The 24,701-nt window shown below is 65.3% G+C and carries 19 protein-coding genes; 11 read left to right on the top strand and 8 right to left on the bottom strand.

Annotation, left to right across the window (positions count from 1 at the left end):
• Positions 1-37 precede the first annotated feature (37 nt).
• A complete protein-coding gene (locus tag AC3WUM_RS02720; protein ID WP_492408548.1) occupies positions 38-370 on the top strand; it encodes a histidine biosynthesis protein HisIE in 333 nt (110 codons plus the stop codon).
• 163 nt (positions 371-533) lie between these two features.
• On the opposite strand, the gene AC3WUM_RS02715 is transcribed toward AC3WUM_RS02720, so the two are convergent.
• Together AC3WUM_RS02715 and AC3WUM_RS02710 are read right to left on the bottom strand one after the other, a co-directional pair.
• Entirely contained in the window at positions 534-1,772 is a 1,239-nt protein-coding gene (locus AC3WUM_RS02715) for a CaiB/BaiF CoA transferase family protein (protein ID WP_492408547.1), read from the bottom strand.
• A gap of 9 nt (positions 1,773-1,781) precedes the next feature.
• On the bottom strand, positions 1,782-2,957 hold the full coding sequence (locus tag AC3WUM_RS02710) for an aromatic ring-hydroxylating oxygenase subunit alpha (RefSeq protein ID WP_492408546.1): 1,176 nt from the start codon (positions 2,955-2,957) through the stop codon (positions 1,782-1,784).
• Between the two features lie 214 nt (positions 2,958-3,171).
• On the opposite strand from AC3WUM_RS02710, the gene AC3WUM_RS02705 reads away from it, so the two are divergent.
• The 7 genes from AC3WUM_RS02705 to AC3WUM_RS02675 all read left to right on the top strand — a co-directional run bounded on the left by AC3WUM_RS02705 (position 3,172) and on the right by AC3WUM_RS02675 (position 11,854).
• On the top strand, positions 3,172-3,801 hold the full coding sequence (locus tag AC3WUM_RS02705) for a TetR/AcrR family transcriptional regulator (RefSeq protein ID WP_492408545.1): 630 nt from the start codon (positions 3,172-3,174) through the stop codon (positions 3,799-3,801).
• A gap of 292 nt (positions 3,802-4,093) precedes the next feature.
• Positions 4,094-6,394: a TonB-dependent receptor gene (locus tag AC3WUM_RS02700; protein ID WP_492408544.1), complete on the top strand. Its 2,301-nt coding sequence runs from the start codon at positions 4,094-4,096 to the stop codon at positions 6,392-6,394.
• Between the two features lie 192 nt (positions 6,395-6,586).
• Positions 6,587-6,853 (top strand): 4Fe-4S dicluster domain-containing protein, encoded by a 267-nt coding sequence (locus AC3WUM_RS02695; protein ID WP_492408543.1) that lies wholly within the window; start codon positions 6,587-6,589, stop codon positions 6,851-6,853.
• Positions 6,850-8,208: an FAD-dependent oxidoreductase gene (locus tag AC3WUM_RS02690; RefSeq protein ID WP_492408542.1), complete on the top strand. Its 1,359-nt coding sequence runs from the start codon at positions 6,850-6,852 to the stop codon at positions 8,206-8,208. The genes AC3WUM_RS02695 and AC3WUM_RS02690 overlap by 4 nt, the downstream gene beginning before the upstream one ends.
• Positions 8,209-8,251: 43 nt before the next feature.
• Positions 8,252-10,375: a molybdopterin-containing oxidoreductase family protein gene (locus tag AC3WUM_RS02685; protein ID WP_492408541.1), complete on the top strand. Its 2,124-nt coding sequence runs from the start codon at positions 8,252-8,254 to the stop codon at positions 10,373-10,375.
• A gap of 73 nt (positions 10,376-10,448) precedes the next feature.
• Positions 10,449-10,997, top strand: coding sequence for a carboxymuconolactone decarboxylase family protein (locus AC3WUM_RS02680; protein ID WP_492408540.1), 549 nt, complete (start codon positions 10,449-10,451; stop codon positions 10,995-10,997).
• 131 nt (positions 10,998-11,128) lie between these two features.
• A complete protein-coding gene (locus AC3WUM_RS02675) occupies positions 11,129-11,854 on the top strand; it encodes a TetR family transcriptional regulator (RefSeq protein ID WP_492408538.1) in 726 nt (241 codons plus the stop codon).
• A 21-nt stretch (positions 11,855-11,875) separates the two neighbouring features.
• Here AC3WUM_RS02675 and AC3WUM_RS02670 read toward each other — a convergent pair whose 3' ends face one another.
• The 3 genes from AC3WUM_RS02670 to AC3WUM_RS02660 are packed head-to-tail and all read right to left on the bottom strand — an operon-like array spanning position 11,876 to position 15,379.
• A complete protein-coding gene (locus tag AC3WUM_RS02670; RefSeq protein ID WP_492408537.1) occupies positions 11,876-12,688 on the bottom strand; it encodes an enoyl-CoA hydratase/isomerase family protein in 813 nt (270 codons plus the stop codon).
• A 20-nt stretch (positions 12,689-12,708) separates the two neighbouring features.
• A complete protein-coding gene (locus AC3WUM_RS02665; protein WP_492408536.1) occupies positions 12,709-13,821 on the bottom strand; it encodes an acyl-CoA dehydrogenase family protein in 1,113 nt (370 codons plus the stop codon).
• Positions 13,822-13,843: 22 nt separating this feature from the next.
• Entirely contained in the window at positions 13,844-15,379 is a 1,536-nt protein-coding gene (locus AC3WUM_RS02660; protein ID WP_492408534.1) for a class I adenylate-forming enzyme family protein, read from the bottom strand.
• 287 nt (positions 15,380-15,666) lie between these two features.
• Between AC3WUM_RS02660 and AC3WUM_RS02655 the strand changes: the two genes are divergently transcribed.
• The gene (locus AC3WUM_RS02655) at positions 15,667-16,536 is read left to right on the top strand and encodes a DUF2889 domain-containing protein (protein ID WP_492408532.1); all 870 of its coding nucleotides are present in this window, start codon (positions 15,667-15,669) and stop codon (positions 16,534-16,536) included.
• A 14-nt stretch (positions 16,537-16,550) separates the two neighbouring features.
• Here the strand turns inward: AC3WUM_RS02655 and AC3WUM_RS02650 are convergent, their stop codons facing one another.
• The gene (locus tag AC3WUM_RS02650; protein ID WP_492408531.1) at positions 16,551-18,959 is read right to left on the bottom strand and encodes a CaiB/BaiF CoA transferase family protein; all 2,409 of its coding nucleotides are present in this window, start codon (positions 18,957-18,959) and stop codon (positions 16,551-16,553) included.
• 154 nt (positions 18,960-19,113) lie between these two features.
• Here AC3WUM_RS02650 and AC3WUM_RS02645 point away from each other — a divergent pair, with 154 nt between their 5' ends.
• Both AC3WUM_RS02645 and AC3WUM_RS02640 read left to right on the top strand, forming a co-directional pair.
• The gene (locus AC3WUM_RS02645; RefSeq protein ID WP_492408530.1) at positions 19,114-21,450 is read left to right on the top strand and encodes an enoyl-CoA hydratase-related protein; all 2,337 of its coding nucleotides are present in this window, start codon (positions 19,114-19,116) and stop codon (positions 21,448-21,450) included.
• Positions 21,451-21,484: 34 nt separating this feature from the next.
• Positions 21,485-22,723 (top strand): acyl-CoA dehydrogenase family protein, encoded by a 1,239-nt coding sequence (locus AC3WUM_RS02640; protein ID WP_492408528.1) that lies wholly within the window; start codon positions 21,485-21,487, stop codon positions 22,721-22,723.
• Here the strand turns inward: AC3WUM_RS02640 and AC3WUM_RS02635 are convergent.
• Together AC3WUM_RS02635 and AC3WUM_RS02630 are read right to left on the bottom strand one after the other, a co-directional pair.
• Positions 22,712-23,347, bottom strand: a complete 636-nt coding sequence (locus AC3WUM_RS02635) for a glutathione S-transferase family protein (protein WP_492408527.1) — start codon at positions 23,345-23,347, stop codon at positions 22,712-22,714. The genes AC3WUM_RS02640 and AC3WUM_RS02635 overlap by 12 nt on opposite strands.
• A 173-nt stretch (positions 23,348-23,520) precedes the next feature.
• On the bottom strand, positions 23,521-24,681 hold the full coding sequence (locus AC3WUM_RS02630; RefSeq protein WP_492408525.1) for a thiolase C-terminal domain-containing protein: 1,161 nt from the start codon (positions 24,679-24,681) through the stop codon (positions 23,521-23,523).
• Positions 24,682-24,701: the final 20 nt, after the last annotated feature.

Here is a 24,701-nt window from a genome sequence, read left to right as displayed (position 1 = left end):
CGGTCCGCCTGCGGTTCCATCAATGGAGATAGCGATCATGGCAGCGAAGAAAAAGGCAACGAAGAAAGCAGCGAAGAAGGCCGTCGGCAAGCGCATCACCAAGAAAGCGGCGTCCAAGAAAGTGCTCAAGCGTGCGGTGAAGAAGGTCGCCGGCAAGGCCGCCGCGGTGAAGAAGACCGCCAAGAAAGCCGCGAAGAAGGTGGCGAAGAAATCGACCGCGAAACCCGCCACCAAGAAGACGGTGAAGGCGCGCGTCAAGCGCGCCGTCAAGGTCGCGGCCGAAGCCGTCGCGGTCGTGGCGCATTCCGTCGCAGACGGCGCCGACAAGCTCGCCACGCAAGCCGACGACGTCGCCAGCAGCGCCAGCTGATCACAGGCCTCGCTTCGCTGATGCCGCGGGACAGCGCCGAGCTCGTCCCGCGGCATTCTCGAGCCGCCCGGGTTCCCTGCCGATGCCCGGCAGCCCGATCGGTTCCCGCTGCGAAACGCGGGAAGGCGGGCGGCGAAGGCAGTCCGCGCGGTGCCGCCTCGGCTCAGCCTCCCAGCGCCGCGACGTACACGGCACCGCTACGGCGCAGGCCTTCGATCTCGTCGGAGCTCAATCCCAGACGTTCCGCGAGTACCTCCGACGAGTGCTGCCATTGCGCCGGCGCTAGCGTCGGCGCGAAACGCTGAGACGGCGTTTTCACCGGCGTCGACGAAAGCCGCAGCGTAACGAGGCCAGGCTGCTCGACTTCGTAGACGTTCTGGCGTTCGACGAAGTGGGGATCGATCGCCAGATCCTGCGGCGTGTTGACCGGACCACCCGGCACGTCGTGTTCGCGGAAGAAGTGCATCCATTCGTCGCGGGTGCGGGTGATGAAGATTTTCTGCAATTCGACACGCAGCGCTTCATCGATGCCCGCACTGTCCGCGCCCGATTCGTTCAGCGCGATCAGGTCGGGGCGCTCGATGAGTTTGCAGAAGCGAGTCCAGAAGCGCGGGAACAGGCCCTGGAAGAAGATTCGATGACCGTCGCGCGTCTCGTACGCGTACAGACGCGACCAGCCGGCCATGCGCCCGGCGCTGTTGAAGAAGCCCGGACGATCGTGCAGCCGTTCGGCGTTGAGCACCTTGTCGACGCCTTCGGGCAGCCAGTGCGCGGCCGATTCGGCGCCGGTGACTTCGATCAGCGCGCCCTCGCCCGTGCGTTGCGCACGCAGGATCGCGGCGAGCGTGCCCAGCGCGGCATTCAGCCCCATCGCGTGCATGCCGATCGGCGCGAAATCGGTTCGCGCACGCTCCTCCGGCGACAAGCCGTAGGGATTCAGCGCGGAGAGCCCGCCGAAGGCATCGAACGAAGGTCCGTGCGAACCGAGCGTGTAATATGGGCCGCTGCGACCGAGACCCGAGATCGAACAGAACACGATGCGCGGATTGAGCTTGCGCAAATCCTCGAAGCCCAGGCCGAGCCGATCGAGCACGCCGGCCCGCATGCCTTCGATGACCACGTCCGATTGCGCCGCGAGCTTGCGAAACAGCTCCGCGCCTTCGGCGTGCTTGAGATCGAGCCCGATGCTTTTCTTGCCGCGGTTCCAGCGCAGATGCAGAAAGCTAGGCCCCTGCGGTGAGCCGACCGCCGGCGTACTCGTGACGCGCACCGGATCGCCATCGAGGCCTTCCACCTCGATGACTTCGGCGCCCATGTCGGCCAGATAACCGCCGAGACTCGAAGGGCCGAGCTGGGCGACCTCGAGCACGCGAATGCCATTCAGAAAATCGTAGCCCGCCATGCGCGCTCCTTATTCGGTGACGCCATCGAGATCGGCAGCGAGCTGCCGATGCAGATGCTGGCAGGACACTTCGCTGCGTCCGTAGCGGAACGTGCCTTCGGGCCGCGCCTCGGCGTTCTGCTGGATCCAGCGCTCCATCGGCCAGTCTTCGCGCGAGGCGGCGTTTTCGAGAATCTCCCAGCTCATCGCGAGCCGTTTCTCGATCTCCGGGCTCATGATGTCGGCGCGCACGAGAAAGCGGATGTTGGTGATGCAGCGCCCCGGCTTGTCGGTCGGCCAGACGGTCCAGAACTCGATGTGATCGGGCGCGGCGATCATCATCGCGTTCGGGTAGATCACCAGATTCGAGCCGATGTACTTCGATCCACCCTTGACCTCGGCACCGGATTTCGCGAGCGTGCGCAACTTGGTGCGCGCGCCGAAATGCTGGCCGTGGCGGCCGTAATTGCGATAGATGCCGACGTTGGTTTCGATCAGATTGCCGACGCCGCCGACATGCAGGAACTTGGGATGCAGGATGTCGATCGCGCCATCCATGACGAGCTTCCAGTTGATGTCGAGCTCGAAGGTCTTGTCGAGATGGATGACGGATCGTTCGAGCTGCCAGGGGGCGATCTGCGCATCGACCTGCGGCCCGAGATAGTCGGCCAGCGCGTGCGCCGAAGCCGCATCGCCCGCGAGCGTCACGAAGATCAGACCGTGCCGCTGCTCGGTGGCGAGCTTGATGAGGCTGTTGCAGCCGCGATCGATCTCGTCGAAGGATTTCTCGTACGGCACGTTGCGCAGACGGCCGCCGTCGCGCTCGTAGGACCAGCCGTGGTACTGGCACATGAAGACGCGCTTGTTGCCCGAGGCCTTGGATTCGACGCGTCCGCCGCGATGGCGGCACCTGTTCAGATAAGCCTGCGGAGCGCCATCGCTCTGACGCGCGAGCAGGATCGGCGTGCCGAGCACTTCGCACGTAATGAAATCGCCCGGCTGCGCGAGCTCGGAGCAATGCGCGACGAGCAGCGGAAGGCGCTTCATGAGCGCGATCTCGGCGCGTGCACGTTCGGGATCGACGAAGTTCGCCACCGGCACTAGCAAGTCCCGATCGGCCAGATCGGTGGTGTCCTCGCGCAGATGCGCGAGCATGCGTTCGGAAACCTCCGCGCTTACCGCGATGTCACGTCGGGCTTCGCCCATTGTTGTTCTCCTCTACGTCGGTTTCGCCGGACGGCGTCTGCCTGCTTTCGAAGGCATAATTATACAAGTAACTATTTTTGTAAGATTGCATATTCGGGGATTTCGAGCTTCGGCGGCGAACGCCGACATTGGTGCCGCGCCCCGGTTTGCAGGGCTGCGACTACAATCGACCACGGCACACGCCGCCCGATCACGACCTCATCGAGAAGCCCGTTTGAGCCCTTCCCCAAGGCAAGCCAGGTCCACGCAGGACGAACAGCGTCCGACATCGCTGGAGCGCGTCGAGCAGGCGGCTTACGAGTGCTTCGGGCGCTTCGGCATCGACAAGACCACCATCGAAGACGTGGCCGCGAAAGCCGGGCTGTCGCGGGCGACGATTTACAAACACTTCCGCAACAAGGACGAGCTTGTAGCGCACATCACCGCGCTCGAGATCGCCAAGGTCAACGACGAGGTCCGCGCCCGTTTCGTCCGCAAGAGCCAGTTCGCGGATTCGTTGGCCGAATGCCTGCTGCTGGCCGTGCGCAGTGCCATGAACAGCCTCTACCTCCGCATGGTGCTGCACACGAGCGATTACCCGTCCAAGGCGGCTGACCCAAGCAGCGAAGCCCATCGCCGCCAGCGGGCCTGGTGGGGCAGCCTGCTGGACGACGCGGCCGAAGCCGGTGAATTCGCCAGCGACCTGAGCATGGACGAGATCGTCTCCTGGCTCACCAACGCCGAGCAGATGCTCGTCATCAAGCTCGAATCGGTCGAGATCGGCGACGACGAACTGCGGCACTTCATTCGCCGCATGATCGTGCTGCCTCTGCTGTTGCAGTATCCGGCGCCCGCTCCGCGCTGAGCCGGCGCCCGCTGCATCCCCTCCCGCTTCCTCACAGGGCGCAAAAGCCCGGCTGGTGGCTCTCGCCCGTTCACGCCCTCGAACCAGGCCGCTCGTCGCCTTTAAAGTAACAATATACGTAATTTGTTTCTTCGTATTTTCGACTTTGTCAGACTGAAAAAAAGCAGGACCAAGGGCCGACAGAGCCACAGCGTCCACGAGGAAGAGCGTCGCCCGGACAGTCAGCGCCGGACGAAAAAGAGAACAGAGCGCCTCCGATCCCGGAGGCTCATGCGTCAAGGAGAGTCGTTCAATGATGTGCATGCCCGCGTTCAAGCGCAGCAGCTCCGCTGTTGCGTTCCTCTGCTTCGCCGTCGGCCAGCCCGCGCGCAGCCAGGAGGCTTCGTCCGAAGCGCCGAGCCCAACCGGCGGAACCGACGCTACATCACCCAGCCAGGGCCAAGGTATCGAAGAAATCGTCGTCACCTCGCAGCATCGCGAGGAGAAGCTCAAGGACATTCCGATCGCGATCACCGCGGCGACCGCCGAGCAGATGGAGGCCCAGGGCGTCACCGACGCTTTCGACATCGGCAAACTCACGCCGGGCTTCAGCACCAATCGCGTGGTCGGCTTCGGTGCTCCCTTCATGCGCGGCGTCGGCACCACCAGCGTGCTCGCCGGCGACGAACCCAGCGTCGCGACCTATGTAGACGGCTTCTACCAAGGCCTCAGCGTCGCCACGCAGCTGCCGTTCAACAACGTCGAACGCGTCGAAGTGCTAAAGGGCCCGCAAGGCACACTGTACGGGCGCAACGCGGTCGGTGGCTTGGTGAGCATCGTCACTCGCAAGCCCAGCGTGACACCGAGCCTGGAAGGCTCGGTCGGCTACGCGAACTACGACACCTGGGCCGGCAATGCGTACATGACGACCGGGCTGTCCGACGACGCGGCGATCGATTTCGCGGTGACGGCGCAGGATCAGGGCAAGGGCTTCAGCCGCAATCTCGTCGACGGCAAGCGCTACGGCACCAACGATTACGTGTCGGCGCGCTCCAAGCTGCTGCTCAACTTCGGCGATTCCAATTCGCTGCTGATCGGCGGCGAATACACCAATTCGAAGAACAATCTCGCCAATGTCAACAGCCCGGCGCCGGGCACCTTGCCGCTCGAGCACGGACCCGGCGTGGTCTACGGACAGACCCGCGACGAGTTCGCGGCCAACATCGATCCCAAGTTCGACGTCGAGCAGTACGGCGTCAATGCGACGCTCAATCTCGATCTCGGTTTCGCGAGCTTCGTTTCGCTTAGCCAGTACCGCCGCGTCGAAGCGAACTATCACGTCGAAGGCGACGGCACGAGTTCCGACGGCGTGCTCGCGACGCAGCAGCAGGCCTTGCGCAGGGACGAAAACGGCAATCTGGTGGCGGTTAACGAAACGGTCGTCCCGGCCTCGTTCTTCTATACCTCCAAGCAGTCGATTCCGCGCTTCATCACGCAGGAGTTCCAGCTCGTTTCCAAGGATCCGGGCCCGTTCAAGTGGATCACCGGCACTTACCTGCAGTCGTCCCAGGACGGCTACGACCCGCTGAATCTGTACTTCTCGACGCAGGCTCCGCCGATCGCGATCATCGACCGCGACCAGAAGACGCTCGCGCTTGCCGCGTTCGCGCAGGGCAGCTACACGCTCGACAGCGGCGTGACGCTGACGCAAGGCATTCGCTACAGCGGCGAGAAGAAGAGCATCGACGGCACCGTGAGCCAGCTCAATGGCCAAGGCGGCTACGACGTTTACGGTGCCGGCCCCGAAGGCGAGCAATCGCACTGGTTCAAGTCCTTTACCTTTCGCAGTGCGATCGACTATCACGTCAGCGATGCGCTGATGGTCTACGGCACCATCAACAAGGGCTTCAAGAGCGGCATCTACAATGAGCAGAACATCGGCGCTCCGCCAGTGAAGCCTGAAACGCTCTACGCCTACGAAATCGGCTTCAAGGCCACGCCGGGCTGGCTGCGCCTCGATGGTTCGGTCTACTACTACGACTACCGCGACCTGCAGACTTTCGTGGTCGGCCCGGATGGGCTCACGCATCTGCAGAACGCAGGCGGAGCCGAGATGGTCGGCGCCGAGCTCACGGCCGAAGTGTCGCCGACTCGCGGTCTCACCGTGCGTGGCGGCGTCGGCCTCGAGAAGGCGGAGTACACCGATTTCGAAGACGCCGAAGTCTTCGTGCCGTCGGCCAGCGGCGGCAACTACTCGACCGCTCAGGACGTCACCGGCAACGACGTGATCCGCACGCCCAAAGTCACCGGCAATCTCGGCGTGTCGTATTTGTTCGACGTCGGTTCGGCCGGCAACGTCACGCTCAACGGCAGCCTCGCCCATAGCGGCAAGTTCGCCTGGGACCAAGGCAATCTGTTCCATCAGGACGCTTACACGCTGGTCGATCTCTCGGCCCGCTACGCTACGCCGGACGATCGCTGGACCCTGACGCTCTGGGGCAAGAACGTCACCGGCGAGAAGTACTTCGTCTATCGCAACATCACCCAGCGCTTCGACTCCGTCGCCTGGGGCAACCCGGCCACTTACGGACTCACGCTCGGCTTTCAGTTCTGAAACCCGGGTCGGCAGCGGCGGCGCTACGGGCGCCGCTGCAGCTTTGCCGCGTCCGGCGTACGAGCAGCGCTTTCCGGTCCTCATTGACCTCTGTTTAATCAATAAATTAATGTTGCTTCCGATACGGAAGCGGTCGCCCGTAAGCCAGTGACCATAACAAGCCGAAACGAGCCGAAGCGGCACGGAGAGAGAATGAGCTACGTCATCACAGCTCCCTGTGTAGCCGACTATTCCTGCATCGAGGTCTGCCCCGTCGGCTGCATCAGCCCGGCACCGGAAGACCCGCGCTTCGACCGCACCGAGCAGATGTACATCGACCCGGCCGTCTGCATCAGTTGCGGCGCCTGCTCGGACGTTTGTCCGGTGCTCGCGATCTACGATGCCAGCAAGCTGCCCGAGAAATGGCGGCACTACGAGCAGTTCAACCGCGACTACTTCGTCAAGGCAGCGGCCGCGTGAATCGCCCGGCCCGAATCGCCATCGTCGGCAGCGGGCCGGCCGGCATGTACTCGGTGCAGCATCTGCTCGAACAGCACGAAACCGAGGTCGAGATCGATCTGTTCGAACGCCTGCCGACGCCCTGGGGCCTCGTGCGCTATGGCGTCGCGCCCGATCATCCCGAAAAGAAGCTCATCACCGAGCGGCTGTTTCACTTTCTCATCCGCAAGCCCGAAGTGCGCCTGATCGGCCATTTCGAAATCGGTCGCGACGCGAGCGTCGATGAACTCTCGCGCTGGTACGACGCCGTGATTTACGCGACCGGCGCACAAGGCGATTTGCGCATGGATATTCCAGGCGAGTCCCTGCCCGGCTGCGCCGCTGCCCGCGAGTTCGTGTCCTGGTACAACGGGCATCCGGACTATCGCGATCTGCAATGGAATCTGACCGGCGAGCGCGCCGTGATCATCGGCAACGGCAACGTCGCGCTCGACGTGGCGCGCATCCTGACGCTGCCGGTCGAAGCGCTCGCCAAGACCGACATGGCGCCGCACGCTCTGGCTGCGTTGAGCCAGAGCCGCATCCGCGAAGTGGTGATCGTCGGTCGCCGCGGCTGGCAGCAGAGCGCATTCAATTCGCCCGAATTCGAGGAGCTGCTGCATCTGCACGACGTCGAAGTCGTGATCGAAGGCGAAAGCGGTCTGCCGTCAGGCGAAACCGAGCCTGCGAGCTGGGCCCAGGGACTCAAGAACGAGGTGCTCAAGCAGTTGCTCGAACGCCGCGTCGATCGGCCGTCCAAACGCATCGTGCTCAAGTTCCTCGCCTCGCCGGTTCACCTGCATGGCGAGGGCAAGGTCGAGCGCATCGAACTCGCGATCAATGCCTTGCAGGCCGATGTCCGCGGCATCCTGCAGGCGATGCCGACCGGCGAACGCCAGCAGATCGACGCGAGTCTCGTTCTGCGTGCGATCGGCTATCGCGGAAAACCCTTGCAGGGCTTGCCGTTCGATGAGCGTCGCGGACTGATTCCGAACATCGAAGGCCAGATCGTCGACGGCGAAACGCTGAGGCCAGGCGCTTATACGACCGGCTGGATCAGGCGCGGACCGAGCGGAATCATTGGCACCAACAAGAAATGCGCGCGCCAGACCACGGCACGCCTGCTCGCGGAACTGCGCTCAGCACCGTACTCGACGAGCACGCTCGATGCGAGCGCCGTGCTCGACATTCTGCGCGCCCGCAAGCCCGATCTGATCGCACTGAACGACTGGACCGCGATCGATCGCGCCGAAAAGATCGCCGGCTTCGCGCAGGGTCGTCCGCGCGTGAAGTTCACCGACGTTCCGACGATGCTGCGCGCCGCGCAGTTCGCCTGAATCAAGCGACCGGCGTGCGCGCTGGCTGGATGGAGACTGCCTCATGAGCACACGGCAAGTGCACACCTTCTGCCGCATCTGCGAACCCGGCTGCGGTATCGTCGCCGATGTCGAAGACGAGCGCGTTCTGCGCCTGGCACCGGACCGGGAGCATCCGGTGCACAAGGGCTTTTCGTGCCACAAGGGCGTGCACTATCTGCAGCTGCACAACGACCCGGATCGCCTCGATCGCCCGCTCAAGCGCCTGAATCCGCGCAGCGAGGAGCAAGGCGTCTTCGAGCCGATCGGCTGGGACGATGCGGTCAACGAGATCGCGGGCAAGCTGCGCGACATCCAGCAGCGCTATGGCAAGAACGCGCTCGCGATGTACCAGGGCAACCCGTCGGCGTTCAGCGGCTCGTACTACTCGAACGCGGCGACACTGCTGCACGGCTTCGGCACGCGCATGCATTTCAGCGCCGGCACGCAGGACATGTCGTCGAAGTTCGCGGTCAGCGAAGCGGTTTATGGCGCGTTGACCGCGCATCCGATCCCGGACCTGCTGCATACCGATTACTTCCTGTGCCTGGGCAGCAATCCGCTGGTCTCGCACATGACGCTGATCCACATCTCGGACCCGATGGCCAAGCTCAAGGCCATCAAAAAGCGCGGCGGGACCGTGCTGTTCGTCAACCCGCGCAGGATCGAATCCTCGTCTCCCGAGACCGGCGAAGTCCTGTTGATCCGCCCGGACACCGATTTCTATTTCCTCGCCGGCCTGCTCAACGAAATCATCTTCCACATTGGCTACGACCGCGCGCGAGTCGAGCGGCACGCGCGCAACGTCGACGAACTGATCGACTTCGTGCGCCGCTATCCGGTCGATCGCGTCGCCGCCGTCACCGGCATCGAGGCGCAGACGATTCGCCAGGTCGCACGCGACTTCTGCGCGGCGCCGAGCGCGAGCATCTTCATGGCGACGGGTGTCAACCAGGGCCGCCAGGGCGCGCTCGCCTACTGGATGCTCAACATGGTGAGCCTGTTCTCGGACAATCTCGGCAGGCGCGGCGGCAACATCTATTCGCGCGGCGTCTGCGACACCGTGCAGTTCTCCAAGCGCAAGCGCGACAACCCCTACTTCGACAGCCCGCTCGGAGAGATGCGCTCGGTCGGCGGCGATCTGCCGGGCACGCTGATGTCCGAGTTCATCGAGAATCCGCAAGAACCTGTGCGCGCGATGATCGTCGTCTCGGGCAATCCGCTGCTCTCGATCGGCGGCGAAGCGCGCTTGCGCAAGGCCTTCGAGAAGCTCGAACTGCTCGTCGTGCTCGATCTGTATCGCTCGGTGACCGGCGAAATGGCCGACTATGTGCTGCCCGCGACCGATTGGCTCGAACGCGAGGACGTGAACTTTCTCGGCACCATGGGCGTGGCGATGGAGCCCTACATCCAATACACGCCCGCCGTCGCCAAACCCAAGGGCGAACGCCGCGACGACTGGTGGATTCTGTCGCGCATCCAGCAGGCCATGGGCATGAAAAGCCTGCTCGACGATCCGTCCCCGAATCCGTTCGCCAACGTCGACGCGATGCTGGCAACCGCGGGCCTGAGCATCGAAAAGCTCAAGGAAATGCCCTGCCAGACCGCGATCCTCCCCGACGCGAATCCGAATGACGTCTTCACGATCGCGGTGCAGAACGACGACGGCCTGATCGACTGCTGCCCGAAGATTTTCGAGCGCGGCTTCGACACCGCCGAACGCATCTACGAGGAGTTGCTGCGCGAAAGTCCGGACCAGCTCAAGCTCATCACGCGACGCACCAACTACATGGTCAACAGCTGGCTGCACAACCTGCCGGTGCTCAAGCACGGCGTGCACATGACCAATCCGCTGTGGATGCATCCGCAGGATGCGGCCCGGCGCGAGCTCGTCGAAGGCAGTTCGGTGCGCGTGCACAACGACTACGGCAGCGTCGAAGCCACGCTGGTGTTCGACGACAGCCTGCGCAGCGGCGTCGTCGCGATGACGCACGGCTGGGGTCAGCAGAAAGCCCGCAGCCTCAACACTGCCCGCCGTCACGGCGGAGCCAACGCAAACCAGCTCGCGCCGATTGGCCCGAAAGCCTACGACGTGCTGAGCAACCAGTCGCAGCTGACCGGGATCAACGTGGACGTCGACCGGTGCTGATCGACGGACGCGGGGCGGCTTCGGTCGTGCTAAATTTAATCAATCAATTACTTGTTTCGGTCGACGACAGCTCATGGCCCGCATTCCCTACCCCGACGCGCAAACGATGCAGCCCGAAATCGCCGATCGCCTCAAGCGGCTCGGTTCGCTCAACGTGACCCGGATCATGGCCCATGCTCCCGGCCTGATGGTGGCCTACTCCAAGCTCGGCACCCAGCTGCTGCGCGACGGCGTGCTGGATGCGATCACGCGCGAACTCGTAATCCTGCGCATTGGCGTGCTAAGCGAGTCGGAATACGAGTGGCATCAGCACGTCAGCATCGCCAAGGCCATCGACATGCCCCAGGCGAAGATAGACGCAATGCGCAGCGGCGATCTTTCCGCCCTCAGCGAGCGCGAAGCGATCGCGGTGCGTTTTGCCGAACAGACCAAGCTCGACGGCCGAGTCGGCGACGAAATCTTCGCCCAGGCCCAGGCGCTGTATTCGGCGGCCGAACTCGTCGAGCTGAGCCTGCTCGCCGGCTTCTACACGATGACCGCAGGCTGCCTGCGCAACTTCGACGTCGAGATCGAGGATACGCCGCCGCTCGGCGACACCATGAAAATGAGCGAGCTCATTTGATGAGTACCCCTTTCGGCCCGGTCCGCCTCGCAGCCTCCCGGCGCCGAAACACTCGCCCTCATTGGCGCACCCATTGAGGGCTTGTCACAATGGAGCAATTCATTCCGCAATCAATTGAGGAAATTTCGGGGATGGCCGGCAAGACAGCGTCGAAGAAGCCGAAAGCGGCGGGGGCCGGGCGGCGCCCTCGCGAACGCGGGCCTTCCCGCGAGCTGCTGCTCGATTCGGTGGCCGCCCTGCTGTCCCAACGCAACAATCTCGAAATCTCGTTCACCGAGATCGCGGCGCATTCGGGGCTCAACGCGGCCCTGATCAAGTACTACTTCGGCAACAAGGAAGGCATGCTGCTCGCGCTCGTCGAGCGCCAGGCCTCGATCGCGCTATCCGGCCTCGAGCGGCTCATGGTCATGAACCTGCCGGCCGACGAAAAGCTGCGCGTGCACATCAGCGGCGTCATCAACACCTACTACCGCACGCCCTACCTGTTCCGCCTGCTGCATCACCTGCTCGAAGAAAGCGAAACCTCGGGCCGCAAGATCACCGAGTTCTTCGTCAGGCCGCTGATCCAGTCGCAGCGCGCGATCCTCGAACAGGGCCAGAAGGAAGGCACGTTCCGTCCCTGCGATCCGGATCTGTTCTACTTCAGCCTGACCGGCGCCTGCGATCACATCTTCTTCGCCTCGGGCCTGCTGCGGAACGTGCAAGGGCTCACGAGCGTGACCGACGAGTTGCGCCGCCGCTACATCGATCACGTCACCGACATCTTCCTGACCGCGCTGCTCGTCAACGGCCCGAAAGCCGGCCCCGGCAGCTTGCCGAGTCCGGTACGTCCTGCGCGGCTGCCCAAGACGGCCTAGCCGAACATCGGCTCGGGGCGATCAAGGCGTCCCGGCATAACGCGGACGCCGCTTTTCACGAAACGCGGCGAGCCCTTCGGCGAAATCCGGATGGCTCACGCAGAGGGCCTGGTTGCGGTCTTCCATCGCGATCGCCGATTCGAGACTCGGCGCATCGATGCTCATGCGCAGGCATTCCTTGGTCAGGCGCAGGCCCAACGGCGAAGTGCCGAGCATCGCGTCCAGATAGCGCTGGGCCGCGTGGCTCAGATCGGCATCGTCGACCACCTCGGACACCAGGCCCGTGGCGAGCGCCCGATCGGCGTGGATGAAGTTGCCCGTCATCATGAGCTCGGCCGCCACCGAAGCGCCGACCAGTCGAGGCAGCAGGTACGAAACGCCGATGTCGCAGGCCGACAGGCCAATGCGGATGAAGGCCGCATTCATGCGCGCGGTGCGCCCGGCGAGGCGAATGTCCGAGGCCAGCGCGAGTGCGAAGCCGCCGCCGCAGGCCGGCCCGTGGACGAGCGCGACGATCGCCTGCGGGGCCGCGCGCATGTGCATGACGATCTGCGAAATGCTGCGCTGGCGACGCAGGAAATCCGAGACGTCGAGATGCTCCGGACTCGCATCGCCGAGATCGAGCCCCGCGCAGAACGCCCGCCCGGCACCGCGCAGCACGATGGCTCGCACCTCCGGATCGCGCCCGACTTTCCAGAAGTAATCCGCGAGCTCGTCCACCATCGTCCAGTCGAGGCAATTGAGACGCTCGGGACGATCGAGCATGAGCCAATCGACGGCGCCAGAGCGCTCGATCGACAGCGTGCGGTAAGCGCGAACATCGGCCTTGCTCATCGACGGCTCCGTGGCTGGATTCATGCGGCGGGGAGTGCGCCGAAACGCGCGAGATGATGATCGACGCTGCCGAGTTCGTTCTCGATGACGGTGAGCCGTCGAAAGCCGAGCGTCACCGGCGTTTCTTCGGTCATGCCCATGCCGCCGTGCAGCTGAATCGCGTTCTGCCCGACGTAGCGACAGGCTTGGCCGACGGTGACCTTGGCGGCCGAAGCCGCGCGCGCACGCTCGACCGGGTCCGCATCGAGATTCAGGGTCGCGAGGTAGGTGGCCGCCTGCGCCATTTCGAGCTGCACGAACATGTCGACCATGCGATGTTGCAGCGCCTGGAATCCCGCGATCGGCTGGCCGAACTGCCGGCGCTGCTTCGTGAACGCAACGGTATCGTCGAGCAGGCGCTGCATGAGTCCGATGGCCTCCGCGCATTGCGCCGTGACCGCAATGTCGGCTGCGTGGTCGACGATCCCGAACGCCTCGCCTTCGGCGCCGAGCAAGGCCGAGTCGGGCAGCCTCACGTCGTCGAAATGCAGATCGGAAGCGCAGCGGTCATCGACGGTCGGATAGTCGATGCGGCTCAAGCCCGCCTGCTCACGATCGACGAGAAACAGCGAAAGCCCCGGCGATTGCCCGCGATCGCCGGCGCTGCGGGCCAGCACGATGAAACCCTGGGCCCAAGGCGCGCAGGACACCGCGATTTTGTCTCCGTCGAGCTTCCAGCCCGCGTCGAGACGCCTGGCCCTCAGCTCGACGTTCGAGTAGCGATGACGAGTCCGTGGCTCGGCCCAGGCCAGCGTGTACACGGCTTCGCCGGCCGCGATGCGGCGCAGGGCTTCGCCGGCAGTCGCACCGCCGGTGAGACGCAGCAATTCGGCCGCGATGACCGCGGTTTCGAGATACGGCAGCGAGAGCAGCGCGGCCCCGAGTTCCTGCATGACGACCAGCGAGCGCCAGCCGGCATCTTCGGGTGTCGGCGCGCCGAGCAGATCGAAACGCTCGGCCAGCGAGCGCCAGAGTTCGCGGCGCGACGCCCAATCGAGCGCGCTGCGCCGGACATCGAAAGGCCCGCTTTGCTGCAGATGGGAATGCAGACGCTCACGCAATTCGACCTGCGCGGCCGTGAGTGGAAGCTTCAAGGCCGGCTCCGGCACGCGCGGCTCATCTTACCGCCACCGGCAGCGATTCCGCCGACGGGTAGAGGCGGCGCAGTTCCGGCTTGGAAATCTTGCCTGTGGCCAGTCTCGGCAGCGGCTCCTCGCGAACCACCACGTAGCGCGGCACCTTGAAGTTCGACAAGTTGCTCGCGCAGTGCTTGACGATGGCCTCCACTTCGACCGGCTGCGTGGAATGCACGATCGCAAAGGGCGTCTCGCCGAACTTGGCGTCCGGCGCCGCGATGACGGCGGCTTCGTCGATCCCCGGAATTTCGAGCAGCACGCGTTCGAGTTCGGCTGCGGAAATGTTGAGCCCGCCCGAGATGATGATGTCCTTGGCGCGATCGAGCATCTTCAGCAGGCCAAGCTCGTCGATCACGCCGATGTCGCCCGTGCGCAGCCAGCCATCGACGATGGTTTCGGCCGTCGCTTCCGGGTTATTCCAGTAGCCGAGCATGAGTCCATGACCGCGAAACACGATCTGACCGGCTTCACCGCGCGGTAGAAATTTGCCGTCCGCATCGATGATCGCAATCTGCTTGAGCGCGCTTCCGTGCCCGCACTTGTCCGGATGGCTCAGCGCATAGCGGCGCGGATTCACCACCGCGCAGCCGGAGAGCTCGGTCTGCCCGTAGATCTGGCGCACGAGCACGCCCTTTTCGGCCCAGCGCTTGAGCAAGGGAACCGGCACGGCGGCGCCGCCGGTATGCGCGATGCGGATGCTGCTGACGTCCGCAGTCTCGAAACGCGGCGAATCGGCGACGCGCTGAAAGAAGATCGGAGCCCCGCAGAAAATGTTGATGCGCTCATTGACGATCAGGTCAAGCGCCACTTCTGCGTCGAAGCGGCTTTCGAGATAGCCGGTGCCGCCCTGGACGATGGCCTGGATGAACTGGATGAAGCCGGCCGAGGTCGTGAACGGCGCCACGATGATGAGCTTGGGATGCGGCACGTCGATCGGGTCTTCGATCACGTAGGCCGACAGGTATTCGAGCATCGAACGATGCGACCACATCACGCCCTTGGGTCGCGCGGTCGAGCCGCTCGTGGTCACGATCACGCTGACGCGCTCGGGATCGATGTCGCGGCGCAGATCGGCGTCGGCGCCGCTGCGCAGCGCTGCGATGTCGCCGATCGCCAGGCGCTTCGGAGCGGCGACGGGCTCGCCGCTCTTCGACACCAGCGCACCGATCGCATCGAGACGCGGCGCGCCGTCTTCGTCCGCGATCAGCAGGGTCGGCGCGTAATCGCCGAGCAGGTAGGCGACTTCGGCCGCGACCATGCGCGAATTGATGCCGGCCACGATCGCGCCCGCACGCAGGCCGGCGAGCGCAGCGACGCACCATTCGAGGCTGTTGGCCGCGTAGATGCAGAGCCGGTCGCCCGATTCGAGTCCATCCGCGGCAAAACGCGAGGCGACACGCCCGACCCAGGCATCGAGTTCGCGATACGTCACCGCATCTCCGGCCAGCGACAGCGCGACGCGCTGCGCCTGTTCCTGGGCCCACCAGCGCAGCACCGAGTCGATCGTTCCCGCCATTGCCCTCGCTCCTCCATCGAAGCCCCGGCGGGCGGCAAAAGACCGCGAACCAGATCCGGAACATTTATTAGTTACTCGATTAATTTACTAACTTGTCGGCCACTCGTAAACTCGCGGCATCCATCGACCCGCCATCAGAGTCGGCCGCCGTTCGCGAGCCGCCGGAAAGCCACCGCGTGCGAGCCCCGCCATCCAATCCGCTCGGACACGCGCCACTGCGTCGTCTGCTCTCGGTGCGCAGAACCAGTTCCCTGCAGGCAACTTGGCCCGAGGGGCGCGAAGGTCCGATGCTGCTGGCCGGTCACGCACGCGATCTGCTCACCGATGGCCAAGGCCAGGCACGGACGCTCGCGGAGGATCGGCTTTCGCTGCGCATCGGCCGCGACGGCATCATCCAGGCGATCGCCTCGGAGCGGCCGGCGCGAGCCAGGCTCGATTCACTGATCGGTCGCCACTCGATCGCCGGCTTGCGCGGTGCGGTCGCGGAAGCCGCTGCCGACGAAGCGCTCGCCGGCAGCCCGCTCTACATCTTGCTCGAAGACATTGCGGGCGTTTCGCTGGTCTCCGGTTGGGCCTGGACGCGCTGGCCCGGCACGCAAGCGAGCGAAATGGCCTCGAATGCGATGTCGCGGCAAGCCATGCAGGACATCTGCATCGGCTTCGCGCAAGGTTCGAGTTCGCTGAGTGGAGAGCCACTCGACCTTCATCGATCGAGACGCGTGCCCTCGCCGATCCATCCGGACGACCCCTTGGGCTGGCATGAATTGCCGCCCCAGGGCGGCATCGAAATGTGGCGCATCCGTCGCATCGACGCCTGGCGCGATGGCAATGTGCTGCAAGTGGATTCGATGTTCCAGGACAGCGCGACGGCCGCCGACGGCGGCCGCGACGCAGCCCACGAATATGCGTTGAAAGCGAGGCTCGACGCCGACCAGCGCGTGCTCATCGACACGGTGGCCGATCCGCGCATCCTGCCCTACGCCGAATGCCCGGGCGCCACCGCGAACCTGCCGCAGCTGTTCGGCACTCCGCTCGACGAACTCCGCCGCAAGGTGCTCGAAACCCTGCGCCGCACCGCGGGCTGCACGCATCTCAACGATGCGATGCGCGCGCTCGCCGAAGTGCCGCAACTCGCGGCGCCGCTGCTGGCGCGTTGAACGCCAGCGAGCGCTCAGCTCGCCGCCACCTCCACCACCTTGGCTTCGACGAGCGCCTCGATCGCCGCGTCGCTCATGCCGAGACGCTCACGCAGGATCAGACGACTGTGCTCGCCGATCAGCGGCGCGGGTTCGTTCGCGGGTTCGGGCAGGCGGGTCGATTTCACCGGCCAGCTTTCGACGTGGAAGGGCTCGGCGAGCAAGGGATGCTGCACGAGCTTGAAGATGCCGCGTTCGCGGAAGTAATCGAAGTCGGGCAGCTCGACCACGCGCAGCATCGGAGCCGCGGGCACACCGGCGGCTTGCAGCGCTTCGGCGGCTTCACGCGGCGAGCGCGTGCGTAGCCACTCGCCCAGCTGCGCCTCGATGCGTTCGCGCTCGACGATGCGCCCCGCGGCGCTCGAGAAACGCGAATCCGCAAGCCATTCGCCGGCGCCGATCACCTCGCAGAGCGCCTTGAAATCCGCATCGCCGCGCACGGTGACGACGCACCATTCGTCGTCGCCGTCGCAGGCGTAGACGCCCCAGGGCGCATCCTGCTGCGCCGGGCCATCGAGCGCGTGGCCGGCCGCCGTCAGCGCGGCTTCGGCCGCCTGCGGCGCCATGTGGCCGAGCATGACTTCGGCCTGGCTGATGCTGACCTGCCCGCCGCGTCCCGTGCGCAGCCGCCGGATCAGCAAGGCCAGCGCCCCGATCGCGCTCGTGCGGCCGGCGACGTGATCGGGATACACCGTGATCGCGTCGGAGAAGCCGAGCTCGTCACCCGGATAGCACCACTGCGCGGTGAGCCCGGTGGAGGCGCGCACGAGCGGGCCGTAGCCGAGTCGCTTGGCCCAAGGCCCGGTCGGACCGAAGGCCGAGCTGTCGATCACGACGATGCGCGGATTGATCGCGCTGAGCGCGTCGTAGCCAAGCCCGAGCGATTCCATGGTGCCGGGCTTGAAGTTCGAGAACACCACATCGGCCGTCCTCGCGAGTTCGAGGAACAGCGCCTTGCCCTGCGGGTCGCGCAGATTGAGGCCGAGCCCGAGCTTGTTGCGATGCCCCGATGCGAGCGACGGCGACATGCTGGCGCCATCGATGGTCTGCCGGCTGCCATCCGGAAACGCCGAAGTTTCGACCTTGTAGACCTCGGCGCCCTGGTCGCCGAGCAGCCGCGATTGCTCGGCACCGACCACGATCACGCCGAGATCGAGCACGCGCAGCCCGGACAGCGGACGCTCGCCCGCGGATGGCGCGGCGACGCTGTCGACGAGCCGCGTCCGCAGCTCGATCTGCTCAGCGTTTTCGAGCACTGGCAGCGGTCCTCGAATGCCCGCGCGCAGGCCGTCGATTTCCATCACGCCGTCAGGAAACGGCGCTTCGACGGCAGCGCTGAGCGACACCGAGCGCGTCGCTCCACGCGCCTTCATCTGCGGCGATTCCATCGCCTCCTGCGGACTCAGCACGGCCGCGGTCGGCACCCCGAATTTCTGTCCTTCGACTTCGAGTTCGGCACGCGTCTTATCGGCGAACAGCTTGCCGATCGCCGGAACCAGCGTCTTCGAGCGAAAGCGATTCATGAGCTTGTTGAAAGAGGGATCGGCGAATTCCTCGGGCCGGCCCATCCATTCGAACATGCCCTGCCACTGACGCGGAGCGAGCAGGCAGATGCGCGTATAGCCGTCGGCGCACGGAATGATCGGATAGCGCGCGGTGGCGTTCTCGCGGCCGCGCGGCAGCTTGCTCGCGGGCACGCCCATCGCCGCGCTGCCGCTGATGCCGTAACCCGGATCGAGCGCCTGGCTCGCGGCGTCGAGCAGCGACAGATCGAGATGATCGCCCTCGCCCGTGCGCAAGCGGTTATAGAACGCCAGCAGCAGTGAGAACACGGCCTGCGGAATCGCGCAGTCGACCGCCAGCGTGCCGGGTGGCAGCAGCGGCGGACGTCCCTTCAAGCCCGAGCGCGAGAGTTCGCCGCTCAGCGCGTGCAGTACCGGATCGGTGGCCTGCCAGTGGCGGAAGCGGCCTTCGAGTCCGAACGGCGTCACCGACATCAGCACGAGTTTCGGATGCCGCCTGCGGATGCCGGCGACGTCGAGCTCAGCAGCAGCGGTGGAGCCGGGCCCGGTGCTTTCGACCAGCAGATCGGCAGTCGCGAGCAGGCGGTCGAAACGCGCCTTGCCCGTCGCATCCGCGAGATCGAGTTCGATCGCCCGCTTGCCGAGATTGGCCGCGGCGAAACCGATCGACACGCCCGCCACGCAGCGGCCCTGGCGACGATCCTCGGCGCCGCCGGGCGGCTCGATCCGAATCACTTCCGCCCCGAGTTCGGCGAGCTGGCGCCCGATCGCGCCGAGCGCGCCGGCGGCCAGGTCGAGGACGCGAACGCCGGAAAGCGGCAGGTCGAGGGTCGCAGCCGGCTGCGAGGCGGGATTCGTCATTTCGTAGGCGCTCTTCTTGAAGCCCGTCGGCAATACGCGCTCGGCGTCGCCGCTGGTCTGGTTTTCGGGCGGATGGCGAGCGCCGCTGGTTTACGGCGCCCCTTTCGGAAGCTAAATTAATTGAACAACTAAATTACAGGCAAGTCCCATCCGCATGTCCAGCGCGCCAAAACCGAATCCCGAGGCCATTCCCGTCATCGTCGGTATCGGCGAGTTCGTCGATCGCCCGGCCGATGCTTCCACTGCGCTCGAGCCGCTGGCCTTGATCGCCCAGGCTTTGCGCAACGCCGACGAAGACGCTGGCGGCGGTCTGCTGGCGCGGCTGCAGTCGATCGAGGTGGTCGGCTTCATCAGCTGGCGCTATGTCGATCCGGTGAAACAGCTCTGCGAGACGCTCGGCATTCGTCCGCAACGCCAGGTCAACGCGAGCATCGGCGGCGAAACGCCGACGCGGCTGATTCACGAAGCCGCCGTGCGTATCGCTCGCGGCGAACTCGAAGCGGCCGCCATCGTCGGCGGCGAAGCCCTGCATTCGCGCAAACGCGCCCGCGCGGCCAAGCAGAATCTCGACTGGACGCCGCTCGCATCCGAAGAAGACGCGGTCAAGTGGCCGTCGACGCACTTCGCGATGAGCCGCGTCGCCAAGAAGCTCGGCGTGGTCGACCCGGCGCAGATCTATCCGTTCTACGAAACCGCGGCGCAGGCCGCCTGGAAGCAGTCGCCGGCCGAAGCCCAGGCCGAATCGGCCGCGTTGTGGGCACAGTACGCGGAGGTCGCCGCACAAAATCCGAACGCCTGGCTGCGCAGCGCTCCGGACGCGAACGCGATCGCCGAAACCGGGCCCGACAACCGGCTCATCAATTGGCCCTATCCGAAGCTCATGACGGCCAATCCGAACGTGAATCAGGCCGCGGCAATCATCGTCACGAGCCTTGCGCTTGCGCGTGCGCAGGGCATCGCGGACGACCGGCTCGTGCATGTCTGGGGCGGGGCGCATGCGATCGAGCCCGAGGATTACCTGCTGCGCGATCGCTACGACCGCAGCACCGCGCAGAACGCGGTGCTGCAGAAGGCCGTCGAAATCTCGGGCGGCAAGGCCGAAGACATCGGCCCGATGGAGCTCTACAGCTGCTTCCCCGTGGTGCCGAAGATGGCGCTGCGTGCGCTCGGACTCGAAGGCCGCGGACGCTCGCCGACGGTGGCCGGCGGGCTCACGTTCTTCGGCGGCCCGCTCAACAACTACATGGGCCACGCGACCTGCGCGATGGTTCGCGCCTTGCGTGCCGCGCCGCATGAAATCGGTCTGCTCTATGGGCAAGGCGGCTTCGTCAACAAGCATCACGCGCTCGTGCTGAGCACCAAGCCGGCGCCTGCCGCGCTCGCCGAAGATTTCTCGGTGCAGCCTGCAGCCGATGCCGCGCGCGAGCCGGTTCCCGAACTCGTCGAAGATTACGTCGGCCCCGCAAGTCTCGAAGCCTTCACCGTCCGCTACGACCGTCACGCGCTGCCGATCGACGGCATCGCCATCGTGCGCACGCCGCAAGGCCAGCGTGCGATGGCGCGGGTATCCGCCGAAGACGAGGCCACGCTCGCGCTGCTGCAATCGCAGGCAGCATCGCCGATCGGCAGCGTCGGTCATTTGCGCAACGACGTCTTCGGCAAGCCGCAATGGAGCCTCACGGACTACGCGAGCTCACGCACCAAGCCGCGTTACTGCACCGTCGAGCGCGATGGCCATTTGACCATCGTCACGATCAATCGGCCCGAGGCGATGAATGCGCTGAATCCGCAAGCCAACGGCGAGCTCGCGGAGATCTTCGACGACTTCGCGGCCGACCCCGATCAGTGGGTCGCGATCCTGACCGGCGCCGGCGACAAGGCGTTCTGCTCGGGCAACGATCTCAAATACATGGCCACGCAAATGGCGCGCGGACAACTGCCCGACACGCCGGTGAAAGGCTACGCAGGGCTGACCTCGCGCCACGATCTCGACAAACCGGTGATCGCAGCGGTCAACGGCGTGGCGCTCGGCGGCGGCTTCGAGATCGCGCTGGCCTGCGATCTGATCGTCGCTGCCGAATCCGCGAGCTTCGCACTGCCGGAGCCGAAGGTCGGACTCGCTGCGCTCGCCGGAGGCTTGCTGCGTTTGCCACGACAGCTCGGGCTCAAGCAGACCATGGGCCTCGCGCTGACCGGACGTCGCATCGCGGCCCGCGAGGCGCGCGAGCTCGGGCTCGTCAACGAAGTGGTGCCGGACAGCGAACTGCTGAGCGCCGCGCGTCGCTGGGCTTCACTGATTCTGGCCTGCAGCCCGATGTCGATTCGAGCCACCAAGCAGGTCATTCGCAAGGGACTCGACACCACGCTGGCCGAGGCCGATCGCGAGCAATCGCGCATGCCGGCGGTCCGCGCGTTGTTCCGCTCCGAAGACGTGAAGGAAGGCCCGGCCGCATTCGCGCAGAAGCGCGCGCCGCACTGGAAGGGCCAGTGAAGATCGCCATGAACAAGAACCTCGGAGCTCTGTCATGAACCTGCGCTGGAGTACGGCCGATCTCGCGTTTCGCGACGAGGTGCGTCGCTTTCTCGATGAGCAGCTGACCGACGAGGTCCGCAAGGCCGGCAGCCTGATGACGAGCGCCTATCCGTCGCAGCCCGCCAACCTTGCCTGGCAGCGCATCCTGCATGCGCGTGGCTGGGCCGCACCGGCCTGGCCGGTCGAATACGGCGGCGCCGGCTGGAGCGTGATGCAGCGCTACATCTTCGCTCGCGAACGTGCTGCCGCAGGCGCACCGCCGCTGTCTCCGATGGGCCTGCAAATGTGCGGCCCCGCGCTGATCGGTTACGGCACCGCCGAGCAGAAAGCCTTCTTTCTGCCGCGCATGCTCAGCGGCGAGCACTTCTGGTGCCAGGGCTATTCCGAACCCGACGCGGGCTCCGATCTCGCAGCGCTGAAGATGCCGGCGATCGACGACGGCGATGCTTTCATCTGCACCGGCACCAAGGTCTGGACCACGCACGCGCAGCACGCGAACTGGATCTTCTGCCTGGTGCGCACGTCGACGCACGACAAGCCCCAGCGGGGCATTACGTTTCTGCTCATCGACATGACTTCGCCTGGCGTCAGCGTCGAGCCCATCGTGTCGCCGTCGGGCGAGAACATCCAGAACCGCGTGCATTTCGATCAGGTACGCGTGCCCAAGGCCAACGTCGTCGGCGAGATCGGCGCCGGCTGGACGGTGGCCAAGTACCTGCTCGAGTTCGAGCGCGGCGGCAGCGCGTACTCGCCCGATCTGCTCGCGCGCTACGAGCGCATCGCCCGCTTCGCCGCGCAAGTTCCGGGTGATCGCACGGACACGCTGGCCGAGGACGATGCGTTCGCGCACAAGCTGGCGGCCGCGCGCATCCGGATCGCCGCGCTCGAAAGCTACGAGTTCTGCGCGATGAGCGAAGCCGAGGCCGGCGGATCGCCAGGCGCCTCGGGCTCGGTGATGAAGCTGCTCGGCACCGAGCTGAGCCAGCTGCTGACCGAGCTCGCACTCGAAGCCGCAGGCCCTCAGGGGCGCGCCTATCAGCCGCAAGCCGGTTGCCCGGGCGGAGCGGTGATGCGCGAGCACGGGTCGTTCGGAGCGCACGACGGCTACGTCGGCGCCGTCGATGCCGCACTCGCGCCGCTGCGCTATTTCGGCGAGCGCGCCGGCTCGATCTACGCGGGTTCCAACGAGATCCAGCGCAACATTCTCGCGAAAGCGGCTCTAGGCCTGTAAGGCGGCTTTGGCCTTCTGCGCCTTGCGTGCGGCGCGAAACGCATCGCGCGCCTGCAGCCGTTCCATGTAGGCCGCGAGCTCTGGCGTCAAGCGCGAATCGAGTCCGAGAAAGCGAGCGAGCTGCAAGCTGTAATGCAGGTTGATGTCGGCGACCGTGAAACGATTCGCACACAGATATTCGCGGTCGCCCAGCGCATCGGCGACCACCTGCAGGCGATCGTCGAACAGCTGAGTGTAGTCGGCCACCGCCTGCGGCAGACGCCGCGGCTCGGGCTCGGTGAGCTTGTAGCGCAGCACGACCGTCTGCACCGTCGTCAGCGTCGCTTCGCCGTAGTGCAGCCAGTTGAGCCAGGCACCGTAATCGGGTTCGCCGGGTTCGACTGCGAGCGGCGTCGGACCATGCCGCACCGCGAGGTATTGCAGGATCGCGGCCGATTCGGTCAGCACGGTCCCGCCATCGACGAGCGCCGGAATGGTGCCCAGCGGATTGACCCGCAGATACGACGGCGTGGTCTGCTTCGGTGGAAACGCCATGCTCACGAGTTCGTACGGCAGACGCAGTTCTTCGAGCGCCCACAGGCAGCGGAACGAACGGGCATCGGGACAGTGGTACAAGCGCATCATGTGAAAGCTCCCGTGCTTCGAGTTGTTAATCGATCAACTAATATCGAGATCATAACGCGTGCGGCAGCGCCTGAACGCGTAGCCGATAGCGAAAAAGAAGCGGCCTAATGGCCGCTCAAGGGAGAAACGGCAGCGCGGGTGAGACGCCGCCGATGCAAGGCTCGATAAATTCGTTAAGGGCGTTCGTTGGAAAAAATCGCCGAGCTGTTGATCGGTGAGCCCGGACCGCCGACGACGAGGCAGGTTTTCGCATTCGGCACCGGGTTGCTCGATTCGCCACGCAACTGCCGCACGGCCTCGACGACGAGGTTGATGCCGTGCACGAAGCCCTGGGCAAGATTGCCGCCGGCCGTGTTGAGCGGCAGCCTGCCGCTCGGCGCGATGAGGTTTTCGAAGCGCAAGTCTTCGGCGAGCGACTCCCAGCGCGTGAGCCCGTGGCCGACGAGCGCCGAGATGCCCTGATAGCTGAAGTTCTCGTAGAGCTGGGTGACATCGATGTCCTTCGGCCCCAGCCCGGTCTTTTCCCACAAACGGCGCACGATCGACTCGAAACCCGTCGAGGTGTAATCGTCGTCGTTCTCGAGCAAATCGCCCCACCCCTTGTGCGCCCCATGCGCGGCCGCGAGCAGAAACACCGGCTTCTTGCGCAGATCGCGAGCACGCTCGGCCGAAACCAGCAGTACCGCGCCCGCGCCGTCGTTCTCGCGCGATGAATCGAACAGCTTGATCGGCTCGACGATCGCTCGCGAGCTTCGATACTTGTCGACATCGAGCATCTGTCCGTAGGCGACTGCCTGCGGGTTGCGCGAGCCGTGGTAGTAATCGGCGAGCACGAGCGCCTCGAGCGCGGACTCCGGCAACTTGCGCTGCTCGATCATGGGCCGGGCGCGCAAGCCGCACACCTGAGCCGGTGCGAACATGCCCGCACCGACCAGATGATCGTTCATGTGATGCGCCGACACTGCGGCGGAAAGACGCCCGCTGGTTCCCTGCACGAGCGCGCGAAACACGATCACCGCTTCGGCCTGACCGCTCGCGATCGCCATCGCGGCCACCTCGAACGCGCCGAGCATGCCGCCACCGCCGCCGCCCCAGATCGCGGTCGACAAACGCAGTTCGCGCGTGCCGAGATCCTGCATGAGCCGATCGGGTTGATTCGCATCGTCGCCATACGAAACGAAGCCATCGACATCGGATGGATCGAGCCCCGCGTCTTCACAGGCTTCGACGATGGCGCGCACGAGCACGCCCTTTTCTCCCCAAGGCGCAGTGCCGCGCTTGTACTGCAACAAGCCGACGCCGACCGCGGCCGTCGCACCCACGATGCTGCCCATATTGTCTCCTTGCGTCCGAC

This window comes from Hydrocarboniphaga sp. FW305-C-57, assembly GCF_058783045.1.
This window is presented reverse-complemented; position numbering and strand designations above follow the sequence as displayed.

Excerpts from the sequence above, each read along its gene's own strand:
- AC3WUM_RS02695 (WP_492408543.1), top strand. The coding sequence starts at position 6,587 with ATGAGCTACGTCATCACAGCTCCCTGTGTAGCCGACTATTCCTGCATC.
- AC3WUM_RS02630 (WP_492408525.1), bottom strand. The coding sequence starts at position 24,681 with ATGGGCAGCATCGTGGGTGCGACGGCCGCGGTCGGCGTCGGCTTGTTG.
- AC3WUM_RS02655 (WP_492408532.1), top strand. The coding sequence starts at position 15,667 with ATGCTGCTGGCCGGTCACGCACGCGATCTGCTCACCGATGGCCAAGGC.
- AC3WUM_RS02700 (WP_492408544.1), top strand. The coding sequence starts at position 4,094 with ATGATGTGCATGCCCGCGTTCAAGCGCAGCAGCTCCGCTGTTGCGTTC.
- AC3WUM_RS02720 (WP_492408548.1), top strand. The coding sequence starts at position 38 with ATGGCAGCGAAGAAAAAGGCAACGAAGAAAGCAGCGAAGAAGGCCGTC.
- AC3WUM_RS02640 (WP_492408528.1), top strand. The coding sequence starts at position 21,485 with ATGAACCTGCGCTGGAGTACGGCCGATCTCGCGTTTCGCGACGAGGTG.
- AC3WUM_RS02680 (WP_492408540.1), top strand. The coding sequence starts at position 10,449 with ATGGCCCGCATTCCCTACCCCGACGCGCAAACGATGCAGCCCGAAATC.
- AC3WUM_RS02685 (WP_492408541.1), top strand. The coding sequence starts at position 8,252 with ATGAGCACACGGCAAGTGCACACCTTCTGCCGCATCTGCGAACCCGGC.
- AC3WUM_RS02635 (WP_492408527.1), bottom strand. The coding sequence starts at position 23,347 with ATGATGCGCTTGTACCACTGTCCCGATGCCCGTTCGTTCCGCTGCCTG.
- AC3WUM_RS02670 (WP_492408537.1), bottom strand. The coding sequence starts at position 12,688 with ATGAGCAAGGCCGATGTTCGCGCTTACCGCACGCTGTCGATCGAGCGC.
- AC3WUM_RS02650 (WP_492408531.1), bottom strand. The coding sequence starts at position 18,959 with ATGACGAATCCCGCCTCGCAGCCGGCTGCGACCCTCGACCTGCCGCTT.
- AC3WUM_RS02660 (WP_492408534.1), bottom strand. The coding sequence starts at position 15,379 with ATGGCGGGAACGATCGACTCGGTGCTGCGCTGGTGGGCCCAGGAACAG.
- AC3WUM_RS02715 (WP_492408547.1), bottom strand. The coding sequence starts at position 1,772 with ATGGCGGGCTACGATTTTCTGAATGGCATTCGCGTGCTCGAGGTCGCC.
- AC3WUM_RS02675 (WP_492408538.1), top strand. The coding sequence starts at position 11,129 with ATGGCCGGCAAGACAGCGTCGAAGAAGCCGAAAGCGGCGGGGGCCGGG.
- AC3WUM_RS02645 (WP_492408530.1), top strand. The coding sequence starts at position 19,114 with ATGTCCAGCGCGCCAAAACCGAATCCCGAGGCCATTCCCGTCATCGTC.
- AC3WUM_RS02710 (WP_492408546.1), bottom strand. The coding sequence starts at position 2,957 with ATGGGCGAAGCCCGACGTGACATCGCGGTAAGCGCGGAGGTTTCCGAA.